The sequence below is a fragment of the Rhizobium ruizarguesonis genome (assembly GCF_012349115.1).
Classification (GTDB): Bacteria; Pseudomonadota; Alphaproteobacteria; order Rhizobiales; family Rhizobiaceae; genus Rhizobium; species Rhizobium ruizarguesonis.
On sequence record NZ_PQIG01000075.1, the window covers coordinates 12439 to 34950 of the forward strand.

The 22512-nt window shown below is 58.5% G+C and carries 17 protein-coding genes and 3 pseudogenes; 7 read left to right on the forward strand and 13 right to left on the reverse strand.

Features of this window, described 5'->3' with window-relative positions; translation table 11 throughout:
• Positions 1–299: 299 nt before the first annotated feature.
• Both C3Y91_RS14660 and C3Y91_RS14665 read right to left on the reverse strand, forming a co-directional pair.
• Complete coding sequence (locus C3Y91_RS14660) at positions 300–686, reverse strand: DoxX family protein (RefSeq protein WP_130666379.1); 387 nt, start codon at positions 684–686, stop codon at positions 300–302.
• 2 nt (positions 687–688) lie between these two features.
• On the reverse strand, positions 689–1552 hold the full coding sequence (locus C3Y91_RS14665; protein ID WP_168575504.1) for an SDR family oxidoreductase: 864 nt from the start codon (positions 1550–1552) through the stop codon (positions 689–691).
• Between the two features lie 135 nt (positions 1553–1687).
• Between C3Y91_RS14665 and C3Y91_RS14670 the strand changes: the two genes are divergently transcribed.
• Positions 1688–2089: a winged helix-turn-helix transcriptional regulator gene (locus C3Y91_RS14670; RefSeq protein WP_245493641.1), complete on the forward strand. Its 402-nt coding sequence runs from the start codon at positions 1688–1690 to the stop codon at positions 2087–2089.
• 349 nt (positions 2090–2438) lie between these two features.
• On the opposite strand, the gene C3Y91_RS14675 is transcribed toward C3Y91_RS14670, so the two are convergent.
• The 4 genes and pseudogenes from C3Y91_RS14675 to C3Y91_RS14690 form a co-directional block, all read right to left on the reverse strand.
• Positions 2439–2909 (reverse strand): HIT family protein, encoded by a 471-nt coding sequence (locus C3Y91_RS14675; RefSeq protein WP_130666377.1) that lies wholly within the window; start codon positions 2907–2909, stop codon positions 2439–2441.
• 121 nt (positions 2910–3030) lie between these two features.
• Positions 3031–4170: a patatin-like phospholipase family protein gene (locus C3Y91_RS14680; protein ID WP_165410374.1), complete on the reverse strand. Its 1140-nt coding sequence runs from the start codon at positions 4168–4170 to the stop codon at positions 3031–3033.
• Between the two features lie 362 nt (positions 4171–4532).
• Positions 4533–7265, reverse strand: a pseudogene (locus tag C3Y91_RS14685) (efflux RND transporter permease subunit); the annotation flags it as partial.
• Positions 7265–8407: an efflux RND transporter periplasmic adaptor subunit gene (locus C3Y91_RS14690; RefSeq protein WP_397511363.1), complete on the reverse strand. Its 1143-nt coding sequence runs from the start codon at positions 8405–8407 to the stop codon at positions 7265–7267. The gene C3Y91_RS14690 and the pseudogene C3Y91_RS14685, both read right to left, overlap by 1 nt.
• A 985-nt stretch (positions 8408–9392) precedes the next feature.
• Here C3Y91_RS14690 and C3Y91_RS14695 point away from each other — a divergent pair.
• The 3 genes from C3Y91_RS14695 (at position 9393) to traR (ending at position 11721) form a co-directional block, all read left to right on the forward strand.
• Entirely contained in the window at positions 9393–9746 is a 354-nt protein-coding gene (locus C3Y91_RS14695) for a hypothetical protein (RefSeq protein WP_168575505.1), read from the forward strand.
• A gap of 584 nt (positions 9747–10330) precedes the next feature.
• Positions 10331–10855 carry an FAD-binding oxidoreductase gene (locus tag C3Y91_RS14700; protein ID WP_168575506.1) on the forward strand — a complete coding sequence of 175 codons (525 nt, stop codon included), beginning with the start codon at positions 10331–10333 and terminating at the stop codon, positions 10853–10855.
• Positions 10856–11016: 161 nt separating this feature from the next.
• On the forward strand, positions 11017–11721 hold the full coding sequence (gene traR, locus C3Y91_RS14705) for an autoinducer-binding transcriptional regulator TraR (RefSeq protein ID WP_130666373.1): 705 nt from the start codon (positions 11017–11019) through the stop codon (positions 11719–11721).
• 9 nt (positions 11722–11730) lie between these two features.
• Here traR and C3Y91_RS14710 read toward each other — a convergent pair whose 3' ends face one another.
• The 3 genes and pseudogenes from C3Y91_RS14710 to C3Y91_RS14720 all read right to left on the reverse strand — a co-directional run bounded on the left by C3Y91_RS14710 (position 11731) and on the right by C3Y91_RS14720 (position 13828).
• Positions 11731–12039 carry a transcriptional repressor TraM gene (locus C3Y91_RS14710; RefSeq protein ID WP_130666372.1) on the reverse strand — a complete coding sequence of 103 codons (309 nt, stop codon included), beginning with the start codon at positions 12037–12039 and terminating at the stop codon, positions 11731–11733.
• A 287-nt stretch (positions 12040–12326) separates the two neighbouring features.
• A pseudogene (locus C3Y91_RS14715) lies at positions 12327–12632 on the reverse strand (lysozyme family protein); the annotation flags it as partial.
• 59 nt (positions 12633–12691) lie between these two features.
• Entirely contained in the window at positions 12692–13828 is a 1137-nt protein-coding gene (locus C3Y91_RS14720) for an RHE_PE00001 family protein (protein WP_168575507.1), read from the reverse strand.
• A gap of 189 nt (positions 13829–14017) precedes the next feature.
• On the opposite strand from C3Y91_RS14720, the gene C3Y91_RS14725 reads away from it, so the two are divergent.
• The 3 genes and pseudogenes from C3Y91_RS14725 to C3Y91_RS37915 all read left to right on the forward strand — a co-directional run.
• Positions 14018–15160, forward strand: coding sequence for a site-specific integrase (locus tag C3Y91_RS14725; protein ID WP_168575508.1), 1143 nt, complete (start codon positions 14018–14020; stop codon positions 15158–15160).
• 191 nt (positions 15161–15351) lie between these two features.
• Positions 15352–15678 carry a hypothetical protein gene (locus C3Y91_RS14730; protein WP_003551659.1) on the forward strand — a complete coding sequence of 109 codons (327 nt, stop codon included), beginning with the start codon at positions 15352–15354 and terminating at the stop codon, positions 15676–15678.
• A gap of 192 nt (positions 15679–15870) precedes the next feature.
• Positions 15871–16137: pseudogene (locus C3Y91_RS37915) on the forward strand (recombinase family protein); the annotation flags it as partial.
• Between the two features lie 221 nt (positions 16138–16358).
• On the opposite strand, the gene C3Y91_RS14740 reads toward C3Y91_RS37915, so the two are convergent.
• From C3Y91_RS14740 to repA, 4 genes are all read right to left on the reverse strand, one after another.
• Positions 16359–16730, reverse strand: a complete 372-nt coding sequence (locus C3Y91_RS14740) for a hypothetical protein (protein ID WP_168575509.1) — start codon at positions 16728–16730, stop codon at positions 16359–16361.
• A gap of 1733 nt (positions 16731–18463) precedes the next feature.
• Positions 18464–19729 (reverse strand): plasmid replication protein RepC, encoded by a 1266-nt coding sequence (gene repC / locus C3Y91_RS14745; RefSeq protein ID WP_168575510.1) that lies wholly within the window; start codon positions 19727–19729, stop codon positions 18464–18466.
• A gap of 238 nt (positions 19730–19967) precedes the next feature.
• Positions 19968–21008 carry a plasmid partitioning protein RepB gene (gene repB / locus C3Y91_RS14750; RefSeq protein WP_018495929.1) on the reverse strand — a complete coding sequence of 347 codons (1041 nt, stop codon included), beginning with the start codon at positions 21006–21008 and terminating at the stop codon, positions 19968–19970.
• Positions 20993–22210 carry a plasmid partitioning protein RepA gene (repA, locus tag C3Y91_RS14755; protein ID WP_075225817.1) on the reverse strand — a complete coding sequence of 406 codons (1218 nt, stop codon included), beginning with the start codon at positions 22208–22210 and terminating at the stop codon, positions 20993–20995. Before repA ends, repB begins: the two co-directional genes overlap by 16 nt.
• Positions 22211–22512 lie beyond the last annotated feature (302 nt).

Below are 22512 nucleotides of genomic sequence, written 5' to 3' on the forward strand. Positions count from 1 at the left end.
ACACACCTCGGTCTAGCTGATCTCATCAGGAGAACACCTGTGAGCATACCTTGGTAGGAAGACGTGTTTCAGGCCAATAGCGTGCCTGGGCATTGGATTAAGGGGGCATGTCCCAAGCCTGTAAAGGCCTGGGGCGCAGCGGACATCATCGCATGGGCGGCAATATTCTCTCGGGCGGTCCCGGAGTGATTCACGACCAGCCGAGGGGCCAGAACCGGATCGAGCCCGCCAGAAGCGAGACGCGAGACAATGGGAGGAATCGACGGAACTAAGCTCTTTGGAGTGATGAGAGTGTGCATCTACGTTCCAATCGTTCGTGGATAAGGCGATTTCGTCGCCCGCGCCGCGTTCTGCGTGAGGAACGAGACGGTTAGCGCAAAGATCCCCAGAATTGCGGGCATGAACCCGCCGTCACCAGCGGCGATATGGGCCGAGAAGGCGAGCAGAAGGTGGTAGAACATCCCTGCATAGGCGAGGTCGCTGAGAGGAACACTGACGCGTGACAGGATCGCCACGACACCCAGGATTTTGACGGTGATGAGAACTTCCCGGAGGTACGCGGGATAGCCCAGCCCAACGAGCGACTGGCGCACCTGATCCCCCATCGTCAGGTACATCGTCACCGAAGCAATGTAGAGCAGGCACAGAAGCGCTGTGCTTATCCAGTATGCATATGTTCTGATCATCTCTAATAAAACCTCTTTTGGACCAGTTGCTGCGCGAGGATGTCGCGCAAGGATTTCGGAGAACGACCGGAGAGACGTTGGACATCGCCGGTCACAATATCGAACTTGCCTTTGACGAAGGTGTGCTTGATCTCGACGAACGCCTCAATGATGAGGTCGGGAAGCCCCGACTGTGAAAGCCCGGCGCGGAATTGTTCCTCTGTGATGACGGCAAAGGCGATCGGATTGCCCAGCAACTCCGAAACGATCTCAGCCCGTTCGGGCCCTGTGACGGCGGCAGGCCCCGTGGCGGTGTAGATCGCACCTTCGTGGTAATGCCCCATCAACGCGCCGGCCGCCGCGGCGGCCAGATCGTTGCGCGAAACGTAGGAAACGCGCTCATCTCCCAAGCCCGCGAGCACGCCCTGGCCCTGAGATATCTTGATCTCGTCAGCCATGCTCTCGGCATAGTAGCTCATCCGCAGGATTGTCCATCGCGGCGCGGTCTTGATGAGGTGCTGCTCCCCAGTCCAATATGCCGCACCGAGGCTCGGGTCGGCTTCCTCGTGCGTGCCCGCTGCTGAGATCAGGAAGATATGCGCGACACCGGCTCCGAGGGCAGCATTGATGGCGTTTTTGAGTTGGGCGCCGCGCACGCCCGGGCGCAAGTCGGCACTTGGAATGATCAGGAGTCTGTCAAGGCCCGCATAGGCTTTCACGAGCGTTCGAGGTTGGTCATAGTCGCCATGCCGCGCCTCGCACGTTGCTCTGAGGCTTTCGGGCGAACGCGATATCGCGACCACATCGCGGCCACGGCCTCGCGCAATCAGTTCCGCAACGACCGTTCCGCCCAGCTTGCCACTCGCGCCACTCACACCGATTTTCATTTGGAATGCCCCCTTCCGATCCACGAACAAAAAGTAAGTGACGATATGATCGATATCGGGTAAGAGCACAAGAATGCACACAGATGTGCGTCAGGAACATTTGTGTTCCTGACTCAACGGTTCGAAGGTTTAGCAATGACCATGGACGTATCGGATAAGACAAAACATGCCTTTGTTGAGCATCACCCCGATGATTGCCGCGCGGTCGGCCAAATATTGGACCGCATCGGTGACAAATGGACAGTCATGGTTGTCGGCGCGCTCTCAAATGGCCGGCTGCGATTCAACGAAATCATGCGTCAGGTCGGCGGCGTCTCGCACCGCATGCTCACACTGACGTTGCGCGCACTCGAACGAGATGGACTGGTAACGCGCACCGCCTACGCGACCATCCCGCCGAAGGTGGAATATGAGTTGACCGAACTCGGCCGCTCGCTAATCGAGCCGCTGCGCGTTCTCGCCACTTGGGCGGTCAAGCACCGTCCTACGATGGAAAGGGCACGTGCGGAATTCGAAGCTGTAAAGAACGATGAGTAGTAAGGCAGCATGGCTGCTATCCTACGCCCATACGCTACGTTCGCGTAGGAAAAAGTAGGCACCGTAAGCTGTTGCTCTTGCCTGGAGACGACTGCCGCGTGCAATGTTCATTCTGCGGTCTACAGCCTAGACATAGTTCTCATTGCCATCCCGCACGTCCCGCCACCTTGGCGGGTTTCATCATGCCCGAGAACCTCTCGCAAACCTTCTGTCGCCGCGCTAATGCTGTCGACTTCGATCTCCCCACGCGTGGCGGATCCGAACAGCTGATGATTGGCCAATTGAATGGCGACCAATTTGGCGTTCCCTGCAGCGATGGCTAACCTGACCTTTGAAACGTGCGTATAGCTTAGACACCCACTATAGCTTCGTTAGCGAAAAAAGCCCGCAACGCAATAATCCGTTCCTTAATTTCCTTCTTCGCTACGGCCGAGGCGGGAATAGCGCGCATTTTATGTCGGACCTGCGACAGAAGCATGGGACCATCGATAGTGTCGATATCAGGGCGTACCCCAAATATATTCATATCATGTGTGCGTGGGAAAATATGAAAGTGCACGCCCGAATTCGTCTCGTTGAAGCAAGCAGTATATACCCGTTCTGGTTCGACGGCCTGTTCAACGGCCCTTACACATAAGATAAGCATTTGGCCAAGGCTCGATTGCGCTCCAATGTCCAGCGCCGAAAGAGATTGACGCAATATTACCGGCTCAAGAATCAGATATCCTGGAATGGCTATGTCTGAGCAATGCTGTACCCGCCAGTGCTCACATTCATAAATAGAAAAGTCATTCGGTTCTACATAACGGGCTTCCTCCATTTACTTTCGCTCCTTCTTGCCGCCGCACACAACGCGCTCACATTCAACACCAAGACGAGGCATTGGAACGGTCTCCCAGTTCTAGGAAATTGACGCCACCAGAATGTGCGATATTCGAGATTCAGCGGAAATCGGGGCTGTCTTTCCACACAATCCCACCGGCAGTTTCAGCGTATCCGAGGTTATAAACGGCCCGCATGTAGCCATTATTGAACGGATCGGAGTTCGTATAGGGAACCTGAGTATTGATCGATGCAAGATGAAAGCGGGCTCCGGTCAATCTGGAATAGTTATAGAGGGCCGTCAGCGCGCTCTGGGTGTGCGCCTTGAGGAAGATTGTGTATGCTCTTGGGATCACCGAGAGGGTTTTGTTTGGTGTGGCGGAAAATTCGGGGATAAGTGCGTTATTGACGATCACATAGAAATTCACGGTTTGTTGTTTCGTTGCCACCAGACGGATGCTGCTTGTTAGAATAGCCTGCGGAAGCATGAGTACCTGCGAGGCGGATCCACCATCGGAATGCATTTCCTGAAAGTGGCGCCCTTCCGACTCGGCGTTGATCATGACTGCGGGAAAAATGCCCGGGATGCTTGCCGACGCTATCACAATGTCCTGGAACAGCTTTAGCGCATCGGGGCGGCCACTGTTGGCGATAGCACCCATGTTCCAGACGACGGCACGTTGAGTATCAAGATTGGTCGTCAGGACAAGGAGGCGACGGCCCTTTCTGTGTTCGCCAGCCACCTGCTTCAGGATCGCAGGCGTGATGTAACGCTCGACCATTTGTCTCAATGGATCGGCTCGCAGCAAGCTTGGCCCAAACAGTCCGCCGGCGCGCCTGCTTCGCACAAGGTCTTCGGCAACGCCACTCGTGTAGAGATGCACCAAGGTGTCGTCATAGGCCGACCCGAGGAATGCGTAGGGCGCGATCAAGGCTCCCGTGCTCACGCCGGTGACGACGTCGAATTGAGGGCGAGTCTTTGCCTCGCTCCACGCCGCCAGCACACCGACGCTGAACGCGCCCCCCGCACCGCCGCCTGAGATCATGAGAATATCGAGACTTCCCCGTCTGGCAGCCGGCTCCCAGTTACGGACATCTCTTGGAACTTCATCGAGCCGGGCGTCAAGATAGGTCCTGATCTCCCCATAGCCAGTAATGGAAGCCTTGTCTGCTTCCTTGGCGTCAAGGGCCCTGTCCAGCGTCTCCGTGCATCCGGACAAGATGAAGACGATCGTGACAAGCGCCACAAGTGCTCGTATCAGGCTCGGCTTCAAAAATACGGCCGTTCGCGCCGGTCCATCCCCAGACCACCGTCCAAGCGCGGTCAGGATGCGCGGGCGGCACTTGGCCGCTTGCGCGGGTGTATGTTTTGCGCCCTCATTTCCGGGGATCGGAGACTGGTCCGACCCGCTGCCATATTTTCCAGGGCTGGAGACACGACCCGCGATGCGATCGACTGCAGCCCTTGGCGACAGACCCGTTATTGGTTCCGTCCCCGCAGTTTCACTCGGCTCAAAGCGATATCGCCGAGAGGCTGCCGTAATCAGGTTTTCGGAGGGAGGGATCAATTGATCCCACCCATCACCTTCGGCAGCCAAACCCAGGAAAACGCGAGCACGAATAAGATAAACATAAGCATGAGCAGTCCGATGACGACCGACATCGAGAAGCTGGTACCGCTCACCACCAGTGGAAGCAGTGCGCCGCCGAGCGAGAGCGGAAGTGCCATCAGAATGGTCAGTGGTTGCAGGAAATCATGGAAAAGCAGAACGAGAACCGCGTAGATACAGAACACGCCGATTGCCATGGCAAGACTGAAGCTCTCGAACAATTCTGAGCTGCGCTGGAGTTCACCTTGTTCCACGAGGGTGACCCCCACCGGCAGGTTCCGGAGAGCCGGCAATGCTCTTGCCTCGCTGTTGACGTCGCCCAGAATGCGGCCGTTAAGCTCGACGGAAATAGTGACATTGCGCATTCGATCGATGCGGTCGATCTGGGAAGGACTGCCGCCGATCCGGATATCGGCAATCGATCCGAGGTCGACGCTGCCGTTTGTTCCCGCTACCCGCATGTTCATGATGTCATTTAGAGTTCTGCGTGTTTCCGGAGCGAATCGGACAACGATCGGAATTTGGCGCTGCGACAGATTGAGTTTTGGCAGGGCTGAAGAATATTCACCGCCTGTCGCAACACGTACCGCCTCGGCGATAGCGCTCGACGTCACCCCAAGCGCGGCCGCGCGTGCAAAATCGGGGGTGATCTGAATCTCGGGGGCCTGCCTCGACGCGCTCGACGTCACTGCTCCGATGCCTTCCAGGGTTCGGAGTTGCTCCTCGAGCGCTGTGCTTGCGCCATCAAGGACGCTGGATTGATCACTGGCGATGGTAATATCCAGTTTCGTTCCGTTGGCACCGCCGCCGACCTCGACACGAACGCCGGGGAGGACAGAAAGAGCCTGCCGGATGTCATTTTCGATTTCTGACTGTTTGCGGTCTCGCTCGCCGATCAGCGTCAGCGTTACGACAAGCGTGGCGGTCGCGACATTGCTCGTGGTGGTGACACCAGGACCGCCGCCCGACGATGCCGAACCGACCGATGAGAAGACACGCATCACATCGGCAAGCTTGCCGACGATGTCTGCTGCCTGCTTCGTCACTGCCTCCGTCTGCTCCAAGGTCACGCCAGGCTGCAGGGTCAGCGTAATCTGGGTGCGCGCATTATCGGCAGCAGGCAGGAAGCCCGATTTCAGGAAGGGGATGGTCGAGAGCGAAAGCCCGACGACGACAGCAGTTACGAGCACCGTTGTTTTCCTGTGCGTCAGGGATGCCTTCACCGTTGCCACATAGGCACGCATGATGCGACCATCCTTTTCCTCGGTCGGATGGGCCTTCATAAGATACGCCGCCATCATGGGCGTCAGCAGACGAGCGACGACGAGCGAGGCGACGACCGCGACCGCCACGGTGACGCCGAACTGGCGGAAGAGAAGGCCCGGTATGCCGCTCATGAATGCCGTCGGCAGGAAGACCGCGACCAGTGTAAATGTGGTAGCGATGACCGCCAATCCGATTTCGTTGGCGGCTTCAAGCGCAGCATCGATCGGTCGCTTGCCCATCTTGAGGTGGCGGGCGATGTTCTCGATCTCGACAATGGCATCGTCGACGAGGATGCCAACCACGAGCGACAGTGCAAGAAGGGTCACGATATTCAGGCTGAAACCGGCCAGGTACATCACGAGAAAAGTCGGTATGACCGACAACGGCAGTGCCACAGCCGACAAGATTGTCGCGCGCCAGTCCCGAAGGAAGAGCCAAACAACGACAACTGCGAGGATTGCCCCCTCGAGCAGCATCTCCATCGAGCCGTTATAGTTGTCGAGGATGGGCCCGACAGTACTGTAGGCCTCCTCGATCTGCACATCAGGATGCGCGGCTGCAAATCGCTCCATCGCCGTTTTGACGTCGGCAGCGACACCGGTATCCGAGAACCCGTTTGAGCGTTTGATCTCGACCGCAATCACGGGCTGGCCGTCGAGATATGCCATCGAGGTCCGGTCGGCGAAGCTGTCCTCGACGGCAGCAACATCATCGAGGCGAAGCTGCTGCCCGTTGGCCAGGGGAATTCGGAGCGCTTTCAGCTCGTCGACCGACGCCACCGCGCCGAGCGTGCGCAACGTCTGGCGGGTGCCGCCAACTTCGCCAAGGCCACCCGACGTGTCCGCCTGAACCGACTTCAGCTGTGCCGACACCGTGGCTGCCGTGAGCCCGAGCGAAGCCATCGTTGCCGGGTCGAGGTCAACATGGACCTCGCGGTCGATCCCGCCTACTCGGCTGACCTGCCCAACGCCGGGCGACGACAGGAGTGCCTTGGTCATGTCGTTGTCGACGAACCAGGAGAGCTCAGTTTCATTGAGGCTGGTCGAGCGGATCGCATACGTCACCAGCGCGGCGTTCTGGATGGTGACTTTGGTGACGCTTGGCGTTTCAAGCTGCGCAGGTAAGTCGGGCTTTGCACTGTCCACCGCGTTACGGACTTCGTTTAGAGCCTCTTCGCTGTTCTTCTCAAGCTTGAAGGAGGCTTTGATCGAAACGCTCCCGCTGGTTACCTTTGTGATGATGTGGTCGAGATGGCTCAGCGAGGCGAGATTGTCTTCTATGACGCGGGCAACCTCCGTCTCAAGCTGCGTTGGCGCCGCGCCATCGAGCGTGGCGACTATGCTGATGGTAGGGAGGTCCATATCGGGGAAGTTTTGTACCGGCAGGTGTTTGAATGCCAACAGTCCCCCGACGGTAAGCATCGCGAACAGCAGTATCGCCGGTACGGGATTGTGGATCGACCATGCGGAGAAATTCATCAGTCTTCTCCCGCAATTTTCACGAGCGCGTTGTCCGACAGAAACGCCCCGCCTGACGTTACAACCTTCGACCGCCCTATTCCGGAGACGATCTCGACTTCACCGTTGTTGCGGCGACCCGTCTCAACCCGCACCTTTCGCACCCGATTGTCCTTGTCGGTAGTAAAGACGTAGTTCATCCCGTCGCGGAACGCGATTGCCGTCTCGGGAACCGTAAGGGCCGGAGTCGTCCGGAGTTCGATGCTGCCGGTTACGTAAAGGCCGGTGCGCGGATGGGCGTCGACGGGAAGCGCGACATAGACGATCGCCCGGCTCGTATTGGTGCTGACCGAGGGCCCAACAAGCCGCACCTTGGCCTGGATGGGGCGGTTATCCGGCCCGTTGATCTCGACGTTCAAACCTTCCGCGATGCGGGAAAGGTAGCGCGCCGAAACTTCAGCTTGCCACTCGACGCGCTGCTGGCGGATCAGGCGGAACAGCTCGGTGCCAGAGGAGACAACCGCGCCCAGTTCCGCCGAACGCGAGGTTATAAGGCCGTCGTCAGCGGCTGTGATGATTGTTTGACTGAGCTTGATTTTTTGACCTTCGAGAGCCGCCTTTTCCGAGGCAACGCTCGCCGTCGCCGTCTCCTCATCGGTCAGTCGTTCGGCTATCTTTTCGTCGGAAAGGGTGCCCGAAGACCGAAGCTTCCGGGCTCGATCCGCATTGGCCTTGGCCTTCGCCAGATTTGCCCTCGCGGTTTCAACTGCCGCCTCCTGCTTTCGAAGATCAGCCAGTACGCTATCCTGGGAAAGCCGGACAAGTGTCTGCCCTTTTGTCACAACAGATCCGACATCAACCAAAATGTCGGTTACGCGAAGGCCACTCGTTTCCGAGGCGATGATCGCTTCCTGCCAAGGTTTCAGCCAGCCGCTTGCAGGAACTGTCTCGGGCCACTCCCGCTGCGTCGGCGTCACCAGAGAAACGGTGAGAGCAGGCGCTTCAGGCTGATTGGCGACGGCACTGCGCAAGGGAAGCAGCATGAGAACTGTCCCGACAAGAGCGGTGACAAGTTGGTTGACGGGGTTTTTCAACGATACGTTCCTTGCAGCTCGGATATCGGCGCCCTCCCCCAAGCCGCACCAGATCGACACAGGTTTCATTCGGTCAGCAGCGCGGAACGTCGGCGGCCAATGCTGGCCCCGCAACCGATGTCACCACATTTCTGAGTAGCCGAACGAACGTTAAGTGCCGTCAAGTTTTGCGGTGGGTAAAAGTCGATCGAGCTCTCGTATTTGTGCTGTATGGGTACCAAGATGAATGACGGGCAAAGCAAATGAACAAGGTTCTCCGCAAGGGATGAAGTGCTACTGATACGGTGCCCGATGCCCGATGCGACATTGATGCTCGGATTTTTTGCACGCAACGCCGTAACCGAGGGCTGAGATGCTGCGACGAGCGGCAATGTACCGTTCGACAAAACGGTGGTGAATTAGCCGGTTCCGAAACAATCTCCGTCTAATTTGCAAGCGTGCCGAACGCGTGAAGGCCGATCAACGATCACCAGGATACAGGCCTATTCATCAAGGAATTTTGTAAATCTCTGACGCATGCGCCAATAACACAGGGAGACCAGAGGCGTTTGGCCCTGACTATCACAGTATAGGCATAGAGGATGCGTATCACGACCTATTGAGCGGGACGGTGTGCCGCCCGTCGATCTGGCTGGCCTAAAAAATTTTGACCGCATCCCGGGGGGAACACACGGGGCCCAGCGTATAAGCTACAAGAGCCGAGAAAAGCGAGCAGTGCACATGCGGCCACGAGAATTGGCGGCGCCATGGCAGGGGATGAAATTTGGATGGGTCGCGCTCGTATTCTTGATCAAGCGGAGTCTGGGGAGGGGCATGGTCGAACCCCGGGCCTATAATGAAACTGCTGATGGCGAGCTTCTGTACTGGTCTGCGCAGGGAGACCGGAGAGCTTTCGACGAAATTGTCATGCGTCCGTCTGCCCTGAGTGAGGTCGCTGGCGAGCTCGCTCTGCCGCCAAGCTGTAGCGACAAGGGTGCGGTAGCCTCTCCACAGTAACGGTGAATGCCCAGCTTCTGCCGAACCTAAAGCAACCAAGTGAACGTAGGAGATCGAAATGAAGATAAATCTGTGGCTCGCGAGGCTATGCGCTTTAATCCTTACCTCAAGCTCTTCGTTTGCGGCGCAGGCTTACGTGTCGCCGCAGAAGGCCGCCGCCATACTTGCCGACGGCCAACCGTGGTCGGCCCTCGCACCGAACGGGAAAACCCTCAAAGTCATTCTTAAGAAAGATGGGACCGGAAGCATCCGCGGTCCTGTGCCATTTGCGCTCTCTATCACCTGGGCGGTTCAGGGCGATGCAATGTGCCTCGCTGGCAAGATGGGTACACGGTGCCTTCGGTTTCGCGAGATTTCCGGAGGGCTTCAGGGTTGGGACGGCGACAAGCCAGACCTGAAGTTCAGCCGCTAGGATTGGGCCACGTTTCGTGTAGGACGAGGAAAAAACAGAGATTACTCAATAAAATAAAGATGATTGTTTCTCCGCAAACATTGGCCAGAAGGTCCGTGTCGAGGCGATGCCCATCATCTGTATGGCAACCTCTTCGGTCGAGTTCCCTCCCCCAGAACGAGGCCGCGGGACGTACACCCCCGCAGGCGGCCCCGCGCCGCCTGCGCGTCCTGCCCACCCCAAGGGCGCCGGTCGGGTAACGATGCATCGAAACGGCCGTGCCTCTGAAGATGCGCCTGACGCGAGCACTTATCGCTCTGGTTCCGATCGCTTTCATCTTGTCCGGATGCACGCAGACGCTGGGCAGCCTCTCTTGAAGAGTCTTTTACCCACCTTCGTGCGACTGCACAGCATAATATGGCCTGGTTGATCCATGACCTAAACCCGGCTGGGGCTGTCGGTAGTGCCGCCGCCGGTACGGCCGCAGTCGGCAAGGCCATCGCCGAGCATCAGGTTGATGGCCTAGTCGAGCTCCTGCGCGACATGAAGGAATTTGATCTTGACCGTCTCGTTCGGACCCTCCCGGAGTCCTCAGCCGCGTTCGCATGAGCAACCGAGAGCTGGCGCAGTTGAAAGCTGATCTAGCGGAGATTCCGCAGGTTTCGTCTGCATTAGTCCCAGTAAAAAGCCGCGACTTTTTCTGGTTTTCGCCGATATTGACGCCTAAGCTGAGCGACAAGGTCGCCGACCTTGTCGTGATTCCCGAAAACCGACAACAGCTGACAAAGATTACCAGTGCATGTGCCAAGTGGCGCATTCCTTTGACCCTTAGGGGTGGTGGAACTGACAATTACGGACAGGCGGTGCCATTGCACGGCGGTGTCGTTCTCGACATGACCGGCTTCAACAAAGTCATTTCCTCAGCACCGGGCGTTGTGCGCTTCGACGCCGGGTGCCGGCTGCTTGATATTGATAAGGCTCTCAAGCCTATGGGATGGGAAATGAGATTTTTCCGATCGACCAGGCGCTTTGCGACGATGGCGGCTATAGCCGGTGGCGCCGGCGGTATCGGATCTGTACCTGGGGTCCGCTGGCGGATCCTGGCGCAGCGCTTGCCGTGGAGCTGCTGACGGTCGAGGAGACACCGTGAACCATACAACTGCGTGATCGGGATGCCCTGAAGGTCCTTCACGCGTATGCTTATGCAGCCTACGGCTGCTTTTACGTCAGCAATATATGTTGAGGGGCTCATCATGACCTGTTCCACCTGATCACCAAAACGGAGTGACGCATGCAGGACTGGCTGGACAAGCTGACCGATCTCACTGAAACAAAGGGCGACGAGAGCATCCTCAAGCAAGCCCTTGCGGACTTCGCCAACCAGGCTGGCTACGGCGGATACGCCTATTTGTACATTCGGCCCGGCCACACGATCGCCGCTTCCAACTATCCTCCCGAATGGCGGTCGACGTACTTCAAGCGAAATTTTGAAGCTGTGGATCCGGTCGTCAAACGCGCCAAGTCCTTGAAACAGGCTTTTGCGTGGAGTGCAGAGCAGGAGCGGTCTCGGCTCTCCAAAGACGAGCGGGCCTTCTATGCTCAGGCCGCCGACTTCGGGATTCGCTCCGGTATTACCATCCCGATCAAGGCAGCTAACGGGTCCATGTCGATGTTCACTTTGGCATCGGAAAAGACGGTGATTGACCTTGAACGCGATATCGACACTGTTTCGGCCGCTGCAGCCGTTGGGCAACTGCATACCCGTATGTGCTTCTTGCCACTGACGCCAAGCGAACAGCATCCGGCCTGGCTCGATCCCAAGGAAGCCGCCTATCTCCAATGGATTGCGGTTGGCAAAACCATGGAGGAAACCGCAGATCTGGAAGGGGTCAAATACAACTCCGTGAAGAGCAAGCTCGAAGAGACGAGAAAACGTCTCCGCATCCATACGATGCCACATCTCGTTGCGCTCGCCATCCGGGCCGGACTAATCTGAGCGGCGAAATCAGTTGACCGAGACGTTCGGGATATAACCCAGAAGCCCGACCAGCGTGTTCACTGCGCTCATTTGTGCATGCATCTCTATCATTGCCTCGATATATTCGAGATGCTGCGCGCCTCCGGTGGCTGTTCCGGTCTTGAAGTCGTCGGGCAATGCCTGGAATAGTTGATCCGCCTTTTCAACGAGCTGCCTGTGCAGCCGAATGGCATTCACCGCTAATATCTCGATGTCCGCGCTGGACAGTCCGCGCGTGAGCCCGAGCACCGGGCGGAGTTCACGTGTGTCCGACACTGCTGAATCTTTCAAATCCATTGGTGATCCAACCCTTAGATACTGTCTGCGGTGCGCCCCCCGCAAACGTTAATCTCTGATCCCAAGCCGGGGGTTGGAAGCTGTGTCTAGACAGTCCTGCGACCTTTAGCACCGGAGCACCTGGACATACGTCGCAGGCCCACCGGCCAATGGCCAGAGGATCCTGATGCCGCATCGGCCGAAATCAACCGCTAGACAGGGGTTTCCACACCCCCAGGCAGCGCGTACTGCCTTGTCCGCCCTTATAGAGGGCCGATGCTGTTTTCGCTAGAGCGATAGAAAAACAATCACTTTGTAGATCTGCAGATACTTGACGGTCTCCCTCCGATTCCGCTCAGGTCGATCCGGATCCCCGCTTTATTCGCATCGGACGCAACTGCCTCGGCTGGCACCGCGGATTCGCCTTCACTCTCAGGAGGGCCGGCTTGTGCATCGGCGCCATAGCGCCTGACCGGCTTCGGCTGGGCAAGCTTTGCATCACCCGGATCCTCAGCACGAAACACTGCCACGCCCTCGAAATACCCGGTCTGCCAAGCGATGATGGCGTCATCGAACACCTGCGGCAAAACCTCTTTCGCTGTCGGGCCTCCATGGTTCCACATAGAGGAGAAGCAGGCTATTTACGATTGAATCCGTTCATACAGTCGGGCAATTACAGCACTCCCCAGGCCCGAAACCTCCCCCTCCCAGTCATCTCGCGCAACCCGAGCTCCTCGACGATCCGCAGCGCCGCCCGCGGCGTGACGGCAAGCTCCTTCGCGATCATACCGGCCGACACCAGCGGCTTCGCCATGACCAGCTCGACGAGCTCTGGCAGTTTTGAAGACGTTCGTCTTCCCGCCAATTTGCGTTCCATCATTTTTCGGGCCAGCGCCAGGCGATCATGCTCCTTCATCCCGATCTCGGTGGTAGCGATGATGCCGCCGAGAATGGCCAGCATCCGGGTTTCGCGGTTGCGATGACGGCGCCGATCGACGGGGACAGTTTTCAAGCCGAGGTTGATCGCCGCGAGATGCGCGCCGGTGGTGACGCCGGCCTGGCGCAGGAGTGAGGCGGACAGCAGCCGGCCGAGCCAGGGCGCATGCTGCAGGACCGAAAGTTCATTCCAGGCATCGAGGGCGACCACCGCCTGCAGCACTGCGGGTAAGTCTTGCGTCTGCCGCAACACGCCGCGCCATTCATCCAGCCGCTCCTCCTCGTCCCAGTCGAGATCGTAGATCATCGGATCCTTTTCCGAGGGGCCGGCGTGGCCGGGCCGAGTTGCGTTCTCGATCGCGGCCTCCGATCGGGCGAGCACCGCATCAATGGCGGCATAGTCGACACCGGGGAGATCTTCGCCTGCGCCCAGATCCCCCTCCCATCCCCGCTCGACCACCCCCGTGCGATTTGCCGGAATGGTCCCCAAGCGCTCATCCTCGCTATCTGATGCTCCAGGCCACGCCTGACGCAGCGTACGAACGCCGTCGGCCGACAGGGCCCAGGCGGGGAGTTGTGCGGCGATGCGCCGGCGGGTTTTCAAAACATCGCGAGCGATGGTCAGCTCGTGGGTGGGCGTGCGAATATCTTTTGTGGCGTCATGGAGGACAAGGTCTTCGCGGTGGACGAGTTCGCCATCGATCCACAGCGAGGCACAGGCGTCGGTGAAGTGGGAGCGTTCGACAAAACCGTCGCCGACTGGCGAATGGGTAATGCGCTCATCCAAACGGGACAACGCCGAGCCCGCGTCCGAAATCGGCCGCAGCAGGCTGGAGATGGGCAATTTCGCAAGATCGTAAGACATTGAAATCATGGTAAACGATTTGCTAAACGGACACCAGTGAACAGTTTGCGTCCGTCACTACATGGTTCTGCGGGTTGAGGATCTAACCATCGATAACTATCAATTATCGATGGTAGATTGATTTCGCGGGACAAATCACCGAAAGTGGCCTTCGCCACCGGCCCGTGAAGCTTCCGCGTAGCCCTTTCAGGAACCGAAATGCCGCCATTGCAAAAATCTGCCGTCGATCGCCGCGCCGAAGAACTCGACACGATCGCCGCCGTCCTACCGCTCGAGCGCCGCGACGAGCTCGCCGAACTGCTGACCGACCAGGACGTCGAGACGCTGCGCCACCTGGTCAACCAGGGCATGGGCGACAACACACTGCGCGCCCTTACGTCCGATCTCACTTACCTCGAAGCCTGGGGTCTGGCGGCGACCGGACGTTCCCTGCCTTGGCCGGCGCCCGAGGCGCTGTTGTTGAAATTCGTCGCCCATCATCTCTGGGACCCACGACACCGCGAGACGGATGCCGATCACGGCATGCCGGCCGACGTCGACGAAAGCCTCAGGAGCCAAGGGTTTCTGAAATCCGTCGGTCCACACGCGCCAGCCACGGTGCGGCGGCGGCTGGCGAACTGGTCGACGCTGACCAAGTGGCGGGGCCTCGACGGCGCGTTCGCCTCCCCTGCCCTCAAATCAGCCATTCGGCTGGCGATCCGAGCCGCGCCAAGACAACGTCTTCGCAAGAGCGCCAAGGCGGTCACCGGCGACGTCCTGGCAAGACTGCTGGCGACCTGCGCGACCGACAGTCTGCGCGATCTCCGGGACCGGGCGATCCTGATGGTCGCCTTTGCCTCCGGTGGTCGCCGGCGCAGCGAGATCGCCGGGCTGCGCCGCGAACAGTTGACCGTCGAGCCGCCCATTCCGGTCGAAGGCGGGAGCCCCCTCCCCTCTCTCGCCATTCATCTCGGCCGCACCAAGACGACAAGCGGCGACGAGGACGACGTTGTCTACCTGACCGGTCGGCCGGTGGATGCGCTGAATGCCTGGATGGTGTCCGCCAAGATCGACAGCGGCAGCGTGTTTCGGGCGATCGGGCGATGGGGGACTGTTTCGCGACGGGCGATCGATCCGCAGTCGGTCAATGCGATCATCAAGCAGCGGGTGGAACTGGCTGGATTAGAGCGTGGGGAGTTTTCCGCGCACGGGCTACGATCTGGATATCTGACCGAGGCGGCAAACCGTGGCATCCCCCTGCCTGAGGCGATGGAGCAGTCCCGCCACCGCTCGATTCAACAAGCGTCAAGTTACTACAACAGCGCGACACGTCGAAGCGGGCGGGCAGCTCAAATGGTGTGATATATGATGTTCGTATGCGACGCGCGGATGCAACGCTCTTCTGTCACGGAGGAAAGTGGCCACTGATCGCCCAGCATCCATGCCGAGGCGGGGAATTTCGCGGCCGTCCCAGACAGTCACCAGCGCTTCACGCCGCGCTCAATTCCTGACATATTTGCAGAGAGACAGCCAACCGTCATGGATATCGCGTCATGAACTTGGAAACACGTGAAAAAAGGAACATGCGCGCACCTACCGGATCCGTCACAGGGCTCTGCTCGGCGTCCGCCACAATGTTTGCAGTCGGAATGGCCTTTCTGGGTTACTGGGGGGTGTATGAACATGGGGCCTGGCATTCATTCGACTATTTTGTGATGGTTCTGGCTATCATCGGATTTGCAGCACTTGGTTCCGTGCCTTGGATTGTGACTACACCTGTAGCGGAGGAGGATGCAGACAAAGTCGTCGTCGCCAGGCGAGCGATGGTACTGGGGACGGCGTTAATCTGGATGGCCGTCTGTATTGCCCTATTTACCTGAATTGCCCTGCGTGACCCCATGCGACCGCAAGATGGATCCACTTGAAGCGAGAGGCCCCGACCGAGCATTTCCCGCTGGGCCGCTGCCCCTCCCCGTCGCGAAGTAGGCTGCTCGTCAGCGGCCATGAAATGCGCGACATGCTCTCCCTATCTTGATCACAAAACACGAGCGGAAAGGGTCATTTTCTCACGCCCAGGTCTTCCAGAACGGCGTCCGGAAGCAATTAAAGCGGTGCCGCAAGCGCGCGAGAAACTCTATCTAGGTGAGCTCATTGCGTCGGCGCAGACGTGGCTGCCGATGGTGTGACAATTCCGGCCTCAACACAGTTGGGACAGTGTGGTTCGGATCCTCAAGCGCCGCGGCCATGATTGGACCGTCGAGCGCCTCCGTCGCACCGTTCATCTTATGGTCCGCGAAAAGCTCGCTGAAAAAGAACTCCTGGCCCGGTCGCCTCGCCAATGGTGATGGTTTTGGGTCGCAGCTCTGCGAAAGCAGCAGCCCCTTCATAAATCGGTGCGCAGGCTGCAAGCTACTAACAACAACGCAGAACAGACGAACGGGCGGGCCGCAAGGCTGATAATTTGAAGGAACTGACCCTCAAATCGCTCGGTTGGCGCAAAAGTGCTGCGAGGGCAATTCAGGTCGCCCTCGTGGAACGCTGGAAGCCTACCTGGTCTACATCAACGCCAGCCACTGTAATAACGATAGCCTGAGCCGTCAAAATCGCGATGGCCGGAGTTGTCCTCATAACGCGGACCACCGCTATAACGGTAGCCCGGGTCACCGCGATAACCGACATTACCTTCATAGCGCGGGCGGCCGCTGTAGCGATAATCTGCACCATCATCATACCGCGGACGATCCCTGTCCTCGATGAGAGCACCGGCAACCAGTCCGCCAATGAGCCCAGCCGCCAGCCCACCAACGATGGCAGCACCCCTGTCGCCGTGCCGGTGCTCGCGATAGTCATGTGCGCTCGCGGAGCCATAGGACGTGAAGATGCTGCCGGTCGCGACCAGTGTGGCAAGTGTCGAGAGAATGATCTTTTTCATCGGCTACTCCATCAAAGCCTGTGTTGGGAGGTAAGGCTCTTTCTGGTGACTTGATGACATTAGCGCGCTGAACAGGCTGTGAATGTTGCGTTTCGCTGTCGTTCATCGACCGTTGGAGTTAAGGCCCCACGCCATCGGCCGTGGGTTAAAGATGGCGTTCCGAACGACCGGCAGGGCGAGCCGTTAGGCGCACAGCAATGTGAACGCCGCGCGACGCGCCAACTGACGCAGCCCAAACATCAACGTGTATCCTTGCAATTGCGGAACTATCCTCCACAAATGCAAGGATGATTGAACGTCGAATATCTACAAAACTGATTGAGTTGATCGATTCGAGCCCCGCCGTTGCGCAGAGACCCATGAGCGGCTCCCGTGTAGTTGAGCTTTGTCATCTCTGGTTCGTTCGCTCTTAAGCGCCTGGTTCATTAGACGGCCGAGCCGCCTATCGCGCGAACGACTTGTCATGTTGCAAACCTGTTGCCACTCCGGGCTTGCCACGATCTCTTCGGCCAGACGGACGCGCCTCCTCAGGCCATACGCTAAGGGGCGCCTTAACTCATGAAGTGGAACTGGACGTAGGAAGGCTGGCCGCATTTCATCTATGTTCATGCGCTGCTTGAACCACTCGAAAGCCGATTTCTTCTGTCCTCGTGGGAAGGGATCGGCGCATCCGTCGCACTTTGAACGTCAGACCGCTCGGCACCTACCGGTAACGTCCGAAGTTCCCGGAAGCTGTGTCGCTTTTAGTGCGTGAGCTTTTTGAGGTAGGAGAAGGGTCACTTCCTTGTCTGCACTCAAAAGGTAACAGCTGTTACCTTTTGACTCCCTCGTATTGAAATCGCGTGGTTTCGCCCAACGCGAGCGATAAAAACATTCAGTTGATGTCCCGGCCAAACGGGTGTGTCGACTGGACCCTGCCCGGCCCTCTCCGTCCGTGGATAAGCAGCTTACGTCGGATAGAGGAGGCAAAACGAGGCGACGATAGGCACCCCCACCCGTCCATCTCTCCCGGGCGAGACGGCCTACAGCACCCACACCCGCAAGCGCCATTACCGGCCTTCCTGGGACCTCTTCTGCTTGGCGGGTGCCGCACACCCCGACTGAAGTTCGGTCCCTCTAGGCATCAATGCACAATGATCTCCCGCGGGGCACAAGCGGGACGAAACAATTGGCATAGCTTCCTGAATGAACATTCGAAGACCTCCTCCGCCTATGACCTCGAACACCCATGTTCTTCTTCGAGCCGAGTAACTCCAAGGACGCGCAAAGCTTTTCACCGCCGAAAAGCATGAAGCACGCAGGCAGGAGCGAGATCGCAACCGCCAGAACCGTCGAGGCTGACTGCGCGATCGATACCGTACAATCAACTGCGACACATTCACATCGGAGGGTGTCCAAGATCGCCAGCCAAGCAGGGTCCTTCAGTGGACACGAGGAATGGGGCTAATCGGCCACGGCTTTGTCGGCAGATACATCAAGTGTAGTTGTCAGCCCCCTCCGTCTTGTTGCGGAAGCCAGATGGAACATGGCGGCATCGACGCCGGGGGCAAACCGATACCCGACGAAACAACCACTCTTTCTGTATGCGCCGTTCCATTGCCGCCCATCCGACCCAGATGGCGAGACCACGCGCCTGAACTCGATCTATTCCTGTAGCGGCCACAACGCAAACTCGTCGCGATTGACCCCGTTCCGCAAGCCCAAGGGCGGAGTAACAGCTGTTACTTTTTCGCCTATCTAGCCCGCGTGTTCATCTCGCTTTCGGCAAGACCGTAAAGGCTTTTTGAGAGGTGAAGACTTCCATCGACCGCCCGGTCGACCATTGCACGGAAATAGCCCCCGGGCTTTGCAATCAGCTCCGGGTCACGCAAGGATTTTTCGAGCACGGTCGCCAAGATGGCGGACGCAGCATAACGGCCGACCCTCCCGACACCGTCTACCCATGCAGCATCCGAGAGGCCGATCATGCGCCGCATCATTTCCGCCGCCCCGACAACATCGGACCATCCGTCAAACTCCACGCTGACACATTCCTGCGCCGCCCGGCACCCAACCTGCAGCAAGCCAACCGGCACCGTAGCCAGAACGGCACCTTGGATATCGCCAACCGTCTTCTCCGCCTGCCGCAATCGGGATTGCATGTCACGCGCCGCCGCTTCAGGCTTATTTTCATAAGCCACTTCGACGGCGAAGCCGTCGTCAGTTGAGATGATGTCTCGCTCGTTAGAGCGGGTCCGTTCATTACTATCAGAAAGGTTTTTAGGGGTTGTATTAATATTAGAGGTGACGCCAATGTCACCCGCGCATGACATATTATGCTCCTGGAAGCGGTATTCAGCGTATTCAAGAACCTCTGCGTGGAGTGATTCGAGACCGCTTGCCTGTTCTGCCCGGCCGGCGACGGCATCGATAATTGCTTGCGCCGCGCTCCTCCAGCTAATCGCCTTCTCCGGGAACGCCTCGCAAGCATCGATGATTGCTCTAGAAAGCCGCGTGACCGCGCGACGTGCATCCTGGCTGGCCTTGAGTTCCCTTTGATAGTTCTCGACGCTCTCCCTGATCTCCGCAAGCCGTACGCGCGCCGGTGTGAAATCAAGCCCGAAGCCGCTGGCAACCGTCCCGTCATTGTCGCGGTACACGAAGCGTCGGCCGGTCGGACTGTCACGGTAGGCGGCAATCCCAGCCTCAACAATCCTGCGCAGGCAACGCGTCACTGTGCGTTCGGAGCGCAGTGTGTATTCGGCGAGCTTTGCGTTCGAGATGGCAACGATCGGTCTGCCTGCGCCTTTCCAGTCATCGGCGCGCGAGAGGCCAAGGAGAATGTCCAGGACATGATAGGTCGTGCCGTCGATCCCAAGGATCGGCGCTGCCTTTTTCAACAGGAGAGAAATCTCCGACTTCGAGGTGTCCGGTATGTCGTTAGCCATCGCCATCCGTGCGCTTGCGAGAATGGCCGGACTGACGCGTCTGAACGATGCGATTGCCGTTGCTTCTGTCATGGGCTAGCTGCCCGCAACGCCTTGGCGTGCGGCTCCATCGAGATTCTTGTTGATGAAAGCCAGCAGACGGACACAGTTTTTCATTCCCGGCTGTTACGCAGGGGTTGATTGTGCCAGCGGTCCGTCATAGAATCAGTTTGTAAGAGCTGATGTCGATAGGACGTTTTCGTACTGTTGGCTAGGATTTCAAGGGTTCGCCGATTGCCGTCGGTGGGCCCTTTCCTATTTCTGAATTAGCCTACCCCATCGGCGTCTCTCCCGTTTGCTTTCGGTACTCCTCCACCAGCGCCGGAAGCCTTTCGACGAGCCAGGCCGACAGGCCCGGCACCTTGTTTTCCGGAATCGTGATCAGCGTTGAAGAACGCGAAGATTTCGCGGTGATCATGGCGCCGCCGCCGACGTCGACCTCTTCGCCCTGGTCTCCTCTGGCCGCCTTGTGTTGGAGCGCGCTCATCAGCGCGGCGAAGCGCTGATCGCTCGTGGCAGCGGCCCATACAGCCGTCGAGGTCACCTTATCAATGATCGCCTGGGCCGCGGCCGGAGCCTTGCCATCCTTGAAATGAGCGGCGAGCTTTTCCCACTTGGGGCGGCCGATCGAAGGAGCCGGACCAATTCTGCCGATCAGTTCGGCCGGGACCTGTTCTGCGATTCCAATCAGCATCGAAACGTAGGTCAGCTTGCCATCCGCCCTGCCGAGCGCGGCGGCGATCGTCTCCCGCCGGAAGCCGCGCGCCTTGAGGGTCGCGGCAAAGAACGCCTGCTCGATGAAGGAGAGATTGGCGCGTTCGGTATTCTCGATACCTTGAGCGACCACCAGTTCATCGTCGGAGAGATCGCGGACGATCGCTTTCACCGGCCGTTCAAGGATCTGGCAGGCACGCAAGCGCCTGTGGCCGTACGCGACCTGAAAGTAGCCTTGCCTGTCGGGGGAGGGGCGAACGAGGATGGGAAGTCTCTGACCGCTTTCCCGAATACCCTCAACGAAACCCTGGAACTGCGGATCTCCCTCGATGTCGAGGCGGTCCCTGACAAAGGAGGGAACGACAAGAGCGGAGTCGATTTCGACAATGGCTTCAGAACCGCTCAATTGCAGGCGGAGGCGTTCGTTCTCCTCTTCGACGGCAACGAAGGCCCGGTCCATCGACTTGACGGCTCCAGATCCGACTTTCACCGCGGGCCCAGCCGAGATTTGCTTGGCAAGCTCCGCGGAATCGACATTCGCAAAAAGACTTTTCATCCGATTGGAGCGTTCTTTGGCATTCGTCATGACCGTCCCCATACCGATTTGAGGTGGTTGAAGATCTCGAGATTGACCGCGTCGACGGAATCAAGCGCGCGCGCAAGCGTGTCTCGGCCAACCGAACCACGCGCCATTTCGTAAAGGCTCTTCTTCTCAAGGCCGGCGCTGGCGATTGCGGTCGTATCCACCACCGCTGGCGCCAGCACGTCCTCGCCGAACAAGGAGCGCAGGAGCGCGACGACGTTCACTTGTGGGACGTCGTTCGGATTGTGCCTGGTGATGACATATCGGATGAAATCGTGTTCCAGAATACCGCCACGCTCCTCGATGACGTGCATGACATCGCTCATCATCGCCAGGAACTGGTTCATGCTGGCAACGTCGATCATCGCCGGATGAACGGTGATCAGCAGCGAGGTCGCAGCACAAAGCGCGCCCAGGGTCAGATAGCCCAGCTGCGGCGGCGCATCGATCACGACAACATCATAATCTTCCTCGACGCTGTTTATGACGGCGCCGAGACGCCGGAAGAAGATCCCGTCGCCGCGGCCGCCGCCGCTTGCGATCGCCTGCGGCGTCTCATGCTCGTATTCCATGAGCTCCAGGTTGCCGGGTATGAGATCGATTCCGTCAAAATAGGTATTGCGAATGACGTCGCGTATCGGCCGGCGGTTGTCGTCGTCATAACGGATCGCCGCATATATGGTCTCGTTGTCGCTGACATCGAACTCCGGCTGATAGCCGAACATGGCCGACAAGGATGCCTGCGGGTCAAGATCGATCGCGAGCACCCGCAGACCCGTCAGAGCGAGGTAATGGGCGAGATGAACGGTCGTCGTGGTTTTGGCCGATCCGCCCTTGAAGTTCGCAACCGCGATAACCTGCAGCTTCTCACCGGGACGCCGGCGCGGCAAGAACTCCAAAGCTTCCATGGGCCGCTTCACCGCCAGGTATCTGCGGATCTCATTGACCTGGGCGAGCGTGTAGCTCCTGCGGCCATTCTCCAGCCTCTCCGGCATTGCACCTTCGCCGTCCAACGACATCTGTCGGAGCGTCGATTCCGCGATCCCCAGCATGGTGGCCACGTCGCGCGAGGTAAAGGTGCGCAACGATTTCATCGCCTCCGGCGGATACATGTGGGTGCGGAGAGACTGCAACTGCGCTGACAACATCTGCGCTTGACGTGTAATCTTCGCAGCAGAGGATTCGCTCGTTGGTTTGCGTGTCGTCATCTGATCCATTTTCACCTCGCGACGGTTTTTCACTGATCATCGCGTATTTTCCGTCGCAAGGGTTGCAGTTATCGCCTGAGTCGTCAAATGTTCTTTGGTTAACGAAAACTTAACGAATGACCGGTTGCCGGTAACGTGTTGCAGACCTCCTTCATATTTTTCATAGGCTTAAGACGATCGGCTGACCTCCAAGGCCTGTCGCCGTACCCACAGTTTTGCGGGTGCGATACAGCGTGAGCCGACTGCCTCGACGCGCAACGAGGCGTCGCCATCAGCCGTGACCGATGCGCGACTCGCAGATTTGCGACTGG

Bases quoted from the DNA above. Each gene is read 5' to 3' on its own strand.
- C3Y91_RS14660 (WP_130666379.1), bottom strand. From the start codon at position 686: ATGATCAGAACATATGCATACTGGATAAGCACAGCGCTTCTGTGCCTG.
- C3Y91_RS14665 (WP_168575504.1), bottom strand. From the start codon at position 1,552: ATGAAAATCGGTGTGAGTGGCGCGAGTGGCAAGCTGGGCGGAACGGTC.
- C3Y91_RS14670 (WP_245493641.1), top strand. From the start codon at position 1,688: ATGACCATGGACGTATCGGATAAGACAAAACATGCCTTTGTTGAGCAT.
- C3Y91_RS14675 (WP_130666377.1), bottom strand. From the start codon at position 2,909: ATGGAGGAAGCCCGTTATGTAGAACCGAATGACTTTTCTATTTATGAA.
- C3Y91_RS14690 (WP_397511363.1), bottom strand. From the start codon at position 8,407: ATGAAACCTGTGTCGATCTGGTGCGGCTTGGGGGAGGGCGCCGATATC.
- C3Y91_RS14695 (WP_168575505.1), top strand. From the start codon at position 9,393: ATGAAGATAAATCTGTGGCTCGCGAGGCTATGCGCTTTAATCCTTACC.
- C3Y91_RS14700 (WP_168575506.1), top strand. From the start codon at position 10,331: ATGAGCAACCGAGAGCTGGCGCAGTTGAAAGCTGATCTAGCGGAGATT.
- traR (WP_130666373.1), top strand. From the start codon at position 11,017: ATGCAGGACTGGCTGGACAAGCTGACCGATCTCACTGAAACAAAGGGC.
- C3Y91_RS14710 (WP_130666372.1), bottom strand. From the start codon at position 12,039: ATGGATTTGAAAGATTCAGCAGTGTCGGACACACGTGAACTCCGCCCG.
- C3Y91_RS14720 (WP_168575507.1), bottom strand. From the start codon at position 13,828: ATGATTTCAATGTCTTACGATCTTGCGAAATTGCCCATCTCCAGCCTG.
- C3Y91_RS14725 (WP_168575508.1), top strand. From the start codon at position 14,018: ATGCCGCCATTGCAAAAATCTGCCGTCGATCGCCGCGCCGAAGAACTC.
- C3Y91_RS14730 (WP_003551659.1), top strand. From the start codon at position 15,352: ATGAACTTGGAAACACGTGAAAAAAGGAACATGCGCGCACCTACCGGA.
- C3Y91_RS14740 (WP_168575509.1), bottom strand. From the start codon at position 16,730: ATGAAAAAGATCATTCTCTCGACACTTGCCACACTGGTCGCGACCGGC.
- repC (WP_168575510.1), bottom strand. From the start codon at position 19,729: ATGACAGAAGCAACGGCAATCGCATCGTTCAGACGCGTCAGTCCGGCC.
- repB (WP_018495929.1), bottom strand. From the start codon at position 21,008: ATGGGGACGGTCATGACGAATGCCAAAGAACGCTCCAATCGGATGAAA.
- repA (WP_075225817.1), bottom strand. From the start codon at position 22,210: ATGGATCAGATGACGACACGCAAACCAACGAGCGAATCCTCTGCTGCG.